The following is a 9,517-nucleotide window of genomic DNA, read 5'->3' as shown; positions in this document are numbered from 1 at the left end:
CCGGGCAGCAGGAGCAGCACGGCGGCCAGAAGCACCGGTGTTGCCAGGGGAGCGAGAGCCGCCGCCGCAAATCGCTCACCCGCCTGCATGACTCCCGCCCCCGCCATGAACAGGCCGCCGAACAGTACCAGGGGGCAGAGAACGCGCAGCAGTCCGGTCGCGAGCCGGTGCTGCTCGGCCGTAAAGCCCGGCGCAACGAACGACACCGCCGGCCCGGCGAGGAAAGCGAGCAACAGGGTGCAGAGGGCCAGCAGCGCTGCCGCCGCGGCGAGGTAGCTGGCCAGCAGGCGCAGAGAAGCGTGGGCCCCCTCGCGCTCGCGAACGCGTACGTATACGGGAACGAACGCCGACTGCAGTGCGGCCGCAACCACCGTCAGCACCACCGAAGGCACCAGAAAGGCCGCCAGATAGGCATCCAGGGCTCCGCTGGTTCCAAACCGGTTGGCCACCAGCACCTCTTTGCCGGCGCCGGCAACCTTGACCACCGCCGTAAGCCCGGCCACGGTCAGCAGCGCCGAAAGGATCCGCCGGTTCACGCTTCCCGGAGTGCCGCGGCGGGCCAGCGCCCCCCCGGCCCGCCGCCAGATCCCGGACCTCGCCCCCAACGATTCCGTGGTGCCCGCCACCCCGTCACTCCGCTTCATGTACGACCTGCATCAGCTTGCCCTGCGGGCTGAGCGGGATCTTCTCCATCCAGCGAAGCGTGACCGGGGTGTGGCCCACGATGTTGCCGGCCCGCGCCCGCAGTTCGTCCTCGCGCTCCGCCGTCAGCGGTCCGCCGCGGAGCCGGAACTCCAGCCCCCGGTTGCCCAGCACTGCCACCTGAAACTGCTCCACCTCGGGAAATTCCTTGAACAGGTGGTTCCAGTAAAGCCCGTTGATCGTCTTGCCGCCCGGAAGGCGCACCAGCCCGGCAAAGCGGCCCTGCAGCGAGGCGAGTTCGCGGATTCCCGATTCATCGCGCCCCGCGGGCGACCAGCTTCCCAGGTCGCCCACGTCGTAGCGCAGAAACGGGGTGCCGCGGCACAGCGTGCTGGTCCAGATCAGCCGGCCGGCTTGGCCCGGTGGCACGGGACGCCCCAGATCATCCACGACGTCCACATGCAGCCAGGGGCGAACCACCCGCAGCGGCGCCCCGGGCGCCCGCTGGTACGCCATGGCCGACAGTTCGCGCCCGCCGTAGAAGTTCAGGATGGGAACACCAAAGGCCCTGCAAAACAGCTCCGACTGGCTGTCGTACAGCATTTCGCCGCCGTTCCACGCCGCGCGCACGCTGCCCGGCGCGGGAAGGTCGCCGCGTTTCAGGGTTTCGCGCGCCACGAATTCCAGCATGCTGGTAAAGCCGTACAGCGCCACCGGACCCAGCCGCCGCAACAACCCCAGCACACGGTCCACCGTGTGGCCGTCCAGCGAATACCCGTCCACCAGCCACTCGTTGCGCATGCGCGCCGACACGCGCGCCCTGTTGGAGCGCGTTCGTCCGATGTCGCGCTCCGACCCCCACACGATCACCAGCGGCCGGCCGGGAATCCACCCCATCTGCCGGCGCGTGTAGTGCCGGGCCGCCGTCATGGCCGCGAGCACCTCGGGCGTGTGAAAAAAAGGTGTCGGCTCGCCCGTGGACCCGCCCGTGGACGAGGCGCGCCCCACCAGCCCGAACCGGGGCACCATCTCCCGCGGATGAAACCGGGTCTGGAGGTCGTGCTTGGTCAGAATGGGGAGCGAATCCCACACCGCCCACAGCGCCTCGGGGTCGCGCAGCCGCGCCGCTTCGCGCCACTCCGGAAGCGCGTCGGCGCGGGTGCCGAAGTAGCGCACCTGCTCCAGCAGGCGCCGGCCCATCTCCCTGCGCGCTTCGGCGGGCGGCTTCGCGCCGAAGCCCTCCAGTTCGCTCCAGTACCGGCGTGCCCCCGCCCTCAGGAACCCCAGCTCCCACACCGCCCGGCTCAGCATCAGGCGGCCTCCTCGGCATCACCGGCCGCCTCGCACGCTCCCCGCCAGCCATCAGGGGGCACAAAGGCCCGGCCGTACGCCGCAGCGTTGGCGGCGGGGCCGATCTCCCGCCCGTCCATCATGACGCGCACGGCCTCGGGGCCAAAGCGCGCCAGGGGGCGGGGGTGCGGCGCGAACGCGTTGTGAATCAGGGGGATGCGGCGCGGGTCAAAGCCCATCAGCAACGCGTGCACCCATTCCAGCGCGGCGGGAGACGTGCCCAAGGTCAGCATGCCCAGGGGCGCCGGAAGGGGCGACAAGGGCCCGTTCCCCTCGCCCGCGACGATCGCATCCGTGAGGGTGAGCACCGCGCGCTGCGGCGAGCCGGCCAGCGTGCCGTCAGGGCGCCCGTAGGCCAGGACGCGCTGTAGGTCCAGGCACATCCGCCAAACGGTGTCGTTGCCGTGCCACGACCCCTCGAGGTTCGCGTCGTGTCCCCACAGCCGGCCCAGCCGCGCCGCCAGGCTCGCCACGCGGGGCAGCACCCGCCTTACCCGGCGCGACGAGCTGGCGTTCGCCACGTCCAGCAGGTGCTCCGCCGTCGCCTTGAGCGGCGACCCGCCGGGGTAGCAGTCGCCCCCGCGGTCCGCGCCTCCCTTTCGGTGGTGCGGAAGGTATTCCTTGTGTCCGTTGATGCCCACCAGGTTCTTGAGCGCGCCGGTCACTCCGGCCTTCTTGTGCGTCTTGAGCTTGGGGAGGTTGATGACGACGTCGGCCTCCACCGCCTCGCGCGCGATCAGGTACTGGTGCCGGCCCGGGGCGTGGGTGCGCGCAAGAGCGCGGGGATCGTACATGGTGACGCGGAATTCGGTTCCGCGCGCCGTCACCGGCTCCAGGGCGCTTTCATCCGCCATGTCGAACAGCACGTAGTCGTCGTCGCCGCGGTGCACGGCGGCGGAGCGGTGCTCGATGCGTCCCCCGTCCAGAATGGTGCGCCGGAAGTCCACCAGTGACAGCGCGGTACCTTGGCGCGCGGCGAGCGGGGCCAGCCGGTCCAGCATCTCCGCGAAGCCGCAGGCGGCCGCAAGCGCCTCGAAGTCGCACCCCTGCACGGGGGCGTCGCCGATCACCACCTGCCCCGGCCCGGCGAGCAGCGCATACACGGCCGCGGCTTCCACCACGCTGGTGTGCGTCACCAGGCACTCCATCCCGTGGCCGGATTGGTTCTGGTGCAGCACCCAGTTGGGCTTGAGCAGCACCCGGCTCCCCGCGCGGATGATGGCGCCCAGCGGGTTCCAGGCGGCGGTGCCGTAGCGCGACGCGTCCAGTCCCGCGTCGCGCAGCAGCGCGCGCAGCGTGATCAGGGCGGGCGTTTCCGCCGTGCCGCCCGGAAGTTCGGGCGCGGGCTCCGGCGCGGCGGTCGCGTACCCGGCGCCGGGCGAACGGGCGCAGAACACGCGCTCCGGTGGAAGCACGGCCGGAACGGGTTCTGATGCGGATCGGTGCAGGGACATGATCGCGTTCGCAAGGTTCAGAAACGCCGGAGGGGGATGCGCGAGGGCTCCCCGGTGGTCGTCATCGACCATCGCGGAGCCCGTGCGCATCCCGACCGGCGGAAGGGCCAGCGGCGGCTCGGCTACGAGACGCCTGCCTCGGCCATGTGCTCGGCGTACCACGCCGTAGCTGCGCGCAGGCCGTCGCTTACCCGGTGCGTGGGCCGGTAGCCCAGCGCCTCGCGGATGCGGCTGATGTCGGCCTCCGAGTGGCGCACGTCGCCCACGCGGAAGGGCGCGTACTCCGGGCGCGCGCCGGCGAGGTCGGGCCGGTACGCGGACAACTCGGCGCGCAGCAGCCCGAACAGCTGGTTGAGCGTGGTGCGCTCGGCCTGTGCCACGTTGTAGACCACGCCCGCCGTTTGGGAGGGTGCAGTGGCCGCCAGCAGGTTCGCCTGCACAACGTTGTCGACGAAGCAGAAATCCCGGCTGGTTTCGCCGTCGCCGTTGATGACGCAGGGCCGGCCGGCCAGCAGGTTCCCCACCCACCGGGGAATGACGGCGGCGTACGCCCCGTCCGGGTCCTGCCGCCGTCCAAAGACGTTGAAGTAGCGGAGCCCGATGGTTTCCAGTCCGTACACGCGCTGAAAGACGCCCGCGTACAGTTCGTTGACGTACTTGGTGACCGCGTACGGGGACAGCGGCCGCCCCACGGCATCTTCCACCTTGGGCAGGCCCGGGTGGTCACCGTACACCGCGCTGGAAGCGGCGAACACCAGCCGCCGCACCCCCGCCTCGCGCGCGGCCTGCAGCACGTTGAGCCCGCCGACCACGTTCACGGCGTTCACCAGCAGCGGATCGTCGATGGAGCGCGGGACGGAACCCAGCGCCGCCTGGTGCAGCACGTAGTCGGCCCCGGCGCACGCGTCGCGGCAGCTCTGCAGGTCGCGGATGTCGCCTTCGATGAAGCGGAAGCGGTGCGCGTGGTCGCCGCAGGCCGCAAGCACCTCGTCCAGGTTTTCGCGCTTGCCGGTGGCGAAGTTGTCCAGCCCCACCACCGTCTGGCCCAGTTCCAGAAGGCGCTGGAGAAGGTTGCTGCCGATGAAGCCGGCTACGCCGGTCACCAGCCAGGTGCGCGGGGCACGGCGCAGGCCGGCTTCGGCGCGGGCGATGGCCGTGGATCCCTCAGGCGACATCGATGAGCGTCGGCTCGGGGTGGAGTACGGCCGGCGCCTCGTGCGCCTGCCGCGGGGAGGGGGAACGGAGCGCGGGGTGCGGGCCGGCACCCGCCGGCACGCGCCACGGGGCGGAGTTCGCCGCGGGGCGCACGGGCTCCACGCGCACCTCCAGACGAACCAGCCGCGCGCCGGCCTGGCGGCAGGCCTCCTGAACGCGGGCCAGCCGCTCGGGGGGGAGCTTGCCCGTGCCCAGCAGCACGACCTCGGCACGGTTGGCGCGGATCAGGGCGGGCAGCTGCTCGGCGCCGCCCAGCACGGGGAGCCCGTGCACCCACCGGCCGCGCTTGTCAGGGTCGTCGTCCACCAGCCCCACCGCCTGCAGTTCCAGGCGCGGGTTGCCCGCAAGCTCCCGCAGAACCAGTTCGCCCCGGCGGCCCACACCGTACACCAGCGCGGGGCGCCCCGAGGCCGTCAGGGCGCCGCGCACCAGTTCCATGGAGCGGAACGACGCCCGGGCGCCCAGGGCAAGAAGAGCGGTGAGCACGGCGTCAATGACGAACACGCTCCGCGAAAACTCGCTGCTGCGGAACAGGAACACCACCGCGGCCACGGTGAAGAGCTCACCCAGGAGCGTGGCCCGCGCGATCCGGTGCAGGTCCGACATGCCGGGACGATGCCACACGCTGCGGTACACGCCCGCCACGGCGAACGCCGCCGCCTTGGCCACCACGGCCACGCCCAGCGTGGCCCGGAGCAGCCCCGCGTGCCCCGCGGGAAGCACGCCGTCGTAGCGGAGCAGGTAGGCGCCGGAGTAGGCCGCGGCAAACAGAAGCGCGTCCATTCCCGCCTCCAGCAGCCGGGGCCGCGACACCAGCCCGGCAAGCAGCCGAACCCGCAGCCCGGTGGAGTTCGCCTTGTCGGGAGAGTACTCGTAGAGGCCCGAAAGGTAGGCGCCCAGCACCATCAGCACCGCGCCGATGGCACCGGCCAGCCAGGCGCCCAGGCCGGCGGGATCGGCGTCCACCAGCAGCGCCACGCCCCCGGCCAGGGCCGCGGCCGCGTACAGCAGGCCGGCCGTGCGCCGCTCGCTGAAGCCCATGGACACCAGCCGGTGGGCCACGTGGTCGCGCCCGCCCTGCGCAAGCGAATAGCGGGCGCGGGTACGGGTAAAGCTCACGAGCGCGGTGTCAAACACGGGAACCAGCGCCACCAGCACGGGAACCGCAAACGCCGCCAGGCTGTGCCGCGGGGCACCCTGGCTGTACGCGGCGCCCAGCCCGGCCAGCAGGGCGCCCAGCAGCAGGCTGCCGCAGTCCCCCATGAAGATGGAGGCCGGAGAGCGGTTGTAGATCAGGTATCCGGCCAGCGTGCCGGCGAGCGAAAGGCTGACCACCGCCGCGGTGGCGTCGCCGCGCCGGGCGAACAGCACGCCCAGCACCAGGGCGCCCACCCCGCTCACCCCGGCCGACACCCCGTCCATGTTGTCGAGCAGGTTCACAGCGTTGGTGAGCACGAGCACCCACACAACCGTGAGCAGCGCGTTCGCCGCCGGCGACGGGGTAACCGGATACACCAGCCCCGCCGCCACCAGCGCCGCGCCCGCCGCGGTCTGGCAGGCCAGCTTGGCGCGCGGGCCTACGCCGCCCAGGTCGTCCACCATCCCCGTGAGGAACATGAGCGTCGCGGCGGCGCCCAGACCGGCCAGCAGCCGCGCCGGCCCGGCGTTCCACGACGCGCCCGCCAACCCCGACGCCAGCGCCAGCGTCACCACCAGCGCAAGCGACACGAAAATGGCGATGCCCCCCAGCAGCGCCGTGGGGCGCTGGTGCCACCGGTCCTGGCGCGGGCGCGCCACCCACCCCCGCGCGCGCGCCAGGGTGCGCACCGCGGGGGTGAGCCCCGCCGCGGCGGCCAGCCCGGCCGCCGCCGCGGCGGCGAACGCCAGCACCCCGGGTGGGTCAGCGAGCGGCGGCAAGGGCGGTTCCCTGGAACGACTCGATCACGGCGCGCAGGATCTCGTCGGTGTCGTGGCGCGGCTCCCAGCCGATGGCCGCGCGGATCTTGTCCGTGCACGGCACCCGGCGGGGCATGTCTTCGAAGCTTTCCTCGTACGCGATGGCGTAGGGGATGTACTGGATCTCCGAGCGCGAACCCGTGAGCTCGCGCACGCGCTCGGCCAGCCCCAGGATGCTGATTTCCTGGTTGTTGCCGATGTTGTACACCTGCCCCGTGGCGCCGTCGTGGTCCATCAGCCCGCGCAGCCCCCGCACCGTGTCGGACACATGGGTGAAGCAGCGGCTCTGCGTGCCGTCCCCGTACACCGTCATGGGCTCGCCGGCCAGAGCCTGCTGCACGAAGCGCGGAATCACCATGCCGTACTGGCCCGTCTGCCGCGGCCCCACGGTGTTGAACAGCCGCACCACCACGGTGGGGAGCCGCTTCTCGTGCCAGTACGCAATGGCCAGGAATTCGTCGATGGCCTTGCTGCACGCATAGCTCCACCGGCCGCGGTTGGTGGGCCCCATGACCAGATCGCCCGTTTCGCGGAACGGAATGTCGGTGCTCTTGCCGTACACCTCGGAGGTGCTGGCCACCAGGACGCGCTTGCCCTTCTTGGCCGCGATGGCCAGAAGCAGCTCCGTGCACTGGATGTTGGTTTCGATGGTGCGAACCGGGCTTTCCACAATCAGCTTCACGCCCACCGCCGCGGCCAGGTGGAAGACGGCGTCCGCTGCGTCCACCATCTCGCCCAGCAGCGAGGCGTTCATCATCGAGTTGATGACGTAGTGGAAGCGGGGATGCGTCCGCAGGTGCGCGATGTTCTTGATCGACCCGGTGGAGAGGTCGTCGATGATGGATACGGAGTGCCCGTCCGCGAGCAGAGAGTCCGCCAGGTGCGAGCCGATGAATCCGGCCCCGCCGGTGATCAGGTAGTTCATGAGTCCGTCAGGGAAGGAGTAAGATTGCGTGAAGCCGCCCGCTTCCCGGGCGCAAGTCCATCATAGAGCCGGCGAACGTCGCCCAGCAGGCGCGCCACCCCGAACCGGGCCGGCGCTTCCGCGGCGCCCCGGCGTCCCAGCGTTTCCCGCAGCGCGGGGTCGCGCAGCAGGGTGAGCAGTGCATCGGCCAGAGCCGCTTCGTCGCCGGAGGGCACCAGGAGCCCCAGTTCGCCGCCGCGAAGCACGTCTCGCACGCCGCCCACGTCGGTGCTCACCACGGCGCGGCCGGCCGCAAGGGCCTCGATGAGCGCCACCGGAGTGCCCTCGTTTCGGGAGCTGAGCGCCACGATGTCGGCGCCCGCATACACCCGGTCCAGGTCGCGGCGCCATCCCAGAAAGGAGACGCGGCCCTCCAACCCCAGACGGGCGCACAGCGCGCGCAGCGCCGGCTCTTCCGGCCCGCCGCCCACGACCGCCAGGCGGAACTCCTGCCCGGCGGCGGCCACCCGGGCCGCCGCGCGCAGCAGAAGGGCGTGGTCCTTGATGGGAACCAGCCGCCCCACGACGGCGATGACCGGCTCGGCGCCCACGCCCAGTTCGGCGCGCATGCCGTCACGCAGCCCCGCGGAGCGCGCGGGGGCGAACCCGTCCAGCTCCAGCCCCAACGGCACCACCTTCATCTTGGGCGCCGGGCAGATGCGGAACTCGTCCACCAGCTCCCGGGCCTGTCCCTCGCTCACGGTTACCAGCGTGGTGGTGGCGCGCGCCAGGGTGCGCTCAATGGCCAGGATCACGCGGGTCAGAACGGGGCTGAAATACCCCTGAAAGACGTGTCCGTGATAGGTGTGCACCCGCACGGGCACCCCGGCCAGCACGGCCGCGATGCGTCCCAGGGTGCCGGCCTTGGCGGTGTGCGTGTGCACGATCCGCGGCCTCACCCGCACAAGGAGGCGCACCAGCTTGGCCAGCGCCACCCCGTCCTGCCACGGGCTGATGCGCCGTCCCAGTTCCGGGATGCGCACCACGTGGACGCCGCGCGCCACCACCTCGTCAAAGAGGTCGGCCTCGCCCTCGTCCACCGCCCCCGTCACCAGCACGGTGGGATAGCTGTCGGCCAGGCCGTGCGAAAGGTGCATGGTGTGCAGGGCCGGACCCCCGATGTTCAGGCGGGCGATGATGCGGACGACGGTTGGCTGGCTCACTCCGGAAAGCGTCGGCAGGGCGGGCTGCGGGAAGGGCGCCGGTGCGGCGCTCCCTCCCAAGACAGCCGATGCGGTGAAAACGTTGTGCGGATTACAGCGCGGCCGCCACCGAGGGACGGCGCAGCCCGCGCAGGTGCTCGGTGGCCAGACCCACGACCCGGCCGGGGCCGGTCTCGCCGCGCATGACCCCGCGGGTGTCCACCACCAGCCGGGCGTGCTGGGCCACGCGGGCGTAGTCCACCCCGCTGTGGTCCGTCACCACCACCACGATGTCGGCGGCCCGCAGCGCCTCGTCCGTCAGCTCCACGCTGCGCAGGGGAAGCCCCTTCAGCGGCGTGTGGCCGTCGTCGGCGATCTCCGGGCAGTACGGGTCGTGGAACTCCACCCGCGCCCCTTTTTCCTGCAGCAGCTGGATGATGTCCAGCGCCGGGCTTTCGCGCAGGTCGTCGATGTCCTTCTTGTACGCCACGCCCAGCACCAGCACCCGGCTGCCGTTGACCGCCTTGCGGTCCTGGTTCAGCGCGTCGGCCACCTTGCCCACCACGAAGCCCGGCATCTCGGCGTTGATCTCGCTGGCCAGCTCGATCATCCGCGTCTTGAACGCCAGCGTGCGCATCTTCCAGCTCAGGTAGTGCGGGTCCAGCGGGATGCAGTGCCCGCCCAGCCCCGGACCGGGGGTGAACTTCATGAAGCCGAACGGCTTGGTGGCCGCCGCCTCGATCACCTCCCACACGTCCACGTTCAGCCGGTCGCACGCCTGCGCCAGCTCGTTG

8 protein-coding genes are annotated in these 9,517 nt (G+C 71.7%); all 8 read right to left on the bottom strand.

The genetic code is table 11. The features are described from left to right. Nucleotides 1-626, bottom strand: a 626-nt coding sequence (locus tag VF665_RS06740; RefSeq protein ID WP_331052645.1) for a lipid II flippase MurJ, incomplete at its 3' end; no start/stop codon positions are given. A 4-nt stretch (nt 627-630) separates the two neighbouring features. After that, on the bottom strand, nt 631-1,953 hold the full coding sequence (locus tag VF665_RS06735; RefSeq protein WP_331052644.1) for an AMP-binding protein: 1,323 nt from the start codon (nt 1,951-1,953) through the stop codon (nt 631-633). Continuing rightward, nucleotides 1,953-3,407, bottom strand: coding sequence for a DUF362 domain-containing protein (locus VF665_RS06730; RefSeq protein ID WP_331052643.1), 1,455 nt, complete (start codon nt 3,405-3,407; stop codon nt 1,953-1,955). Before VF665_RS06730 ends, VF665_RS06735 begins: the two co-directional genes overlap by 1 nt. Before the next feature lie 161 nt (nt 3,408-3,568). Continuing rightward, nucleotides 3,569-4,621, bottom strand: coding sequence for an SDR family oxidoreductase (locus VF665_RS06725; RefSeq protein WP_331052642.1), 1,053 nt, complete (start codon nt 4,619-4,621; stop codon nt 3,569-3,571). After that, the gene (locus VF665_RS06720; RefSeq protein ID WP_331052641.1) at nt 4,611-6,578 is read right to left on the bottom strand and encodes a hypothetical protein; all 1,968 of its coding nucleotides are present in this window, start codon (nt 6,576-6,578) and stop codon (nt 4,611-4,613) included. Before VF665_RS06720 ends, VF665_RS06725 begins: the two co-directional genes overlap by 11 nt. Next, nucleotides 6,562-7,542, bottom strand: a complete 981-nt coding sequence (locus VF665_RS06715; protein WP_331052640.1) for a GDP-mannose 4,6-dehydratase — start codon at nt 7,540-7,542, stop codon at nt 6,562-6,564. Before VF665_RS06715 ends, VF665_RS06720 begins: the two co-directional genes overlap by 17 nt. Continuing rightward, entirely contained in the window at nt 7,539-8,744 is a 1,206-nt protein-coding gene (locus VF665_RS06710; RefSeq protein ID WP_331052639.1) for a glycosyltransferase, read from the bottom strand. The genes VF665_RS06715 and VF665_RS06710 overlap by 4 nt, the downstream gene beginning before the upstream one ends. A 91-nt stretch (nt 8,745-8,835) precedes the next feature. Next, a partial coding sequence (locus VF665_RS06705) for a nucleotide sugar dehydrogenase (RefSeq protein WP_331052638.1) occupies nt 8,836-9,517 on the bottom strand: 682 nt, incomplete at its 5' end.

This window comes from Longimicrobium sp., assembly GCF_036387355.1.
In the GTDB taxonomy this organism is placed as follows: Bacteria; Gemmatimonadota; Gemmatimonadetes; order Longimicrobiales; family Longimicrobiaceae; genus Longimicrobium.
This window is presented reverse-complemented; position numbering and strand designations above follow the sequence as displayed.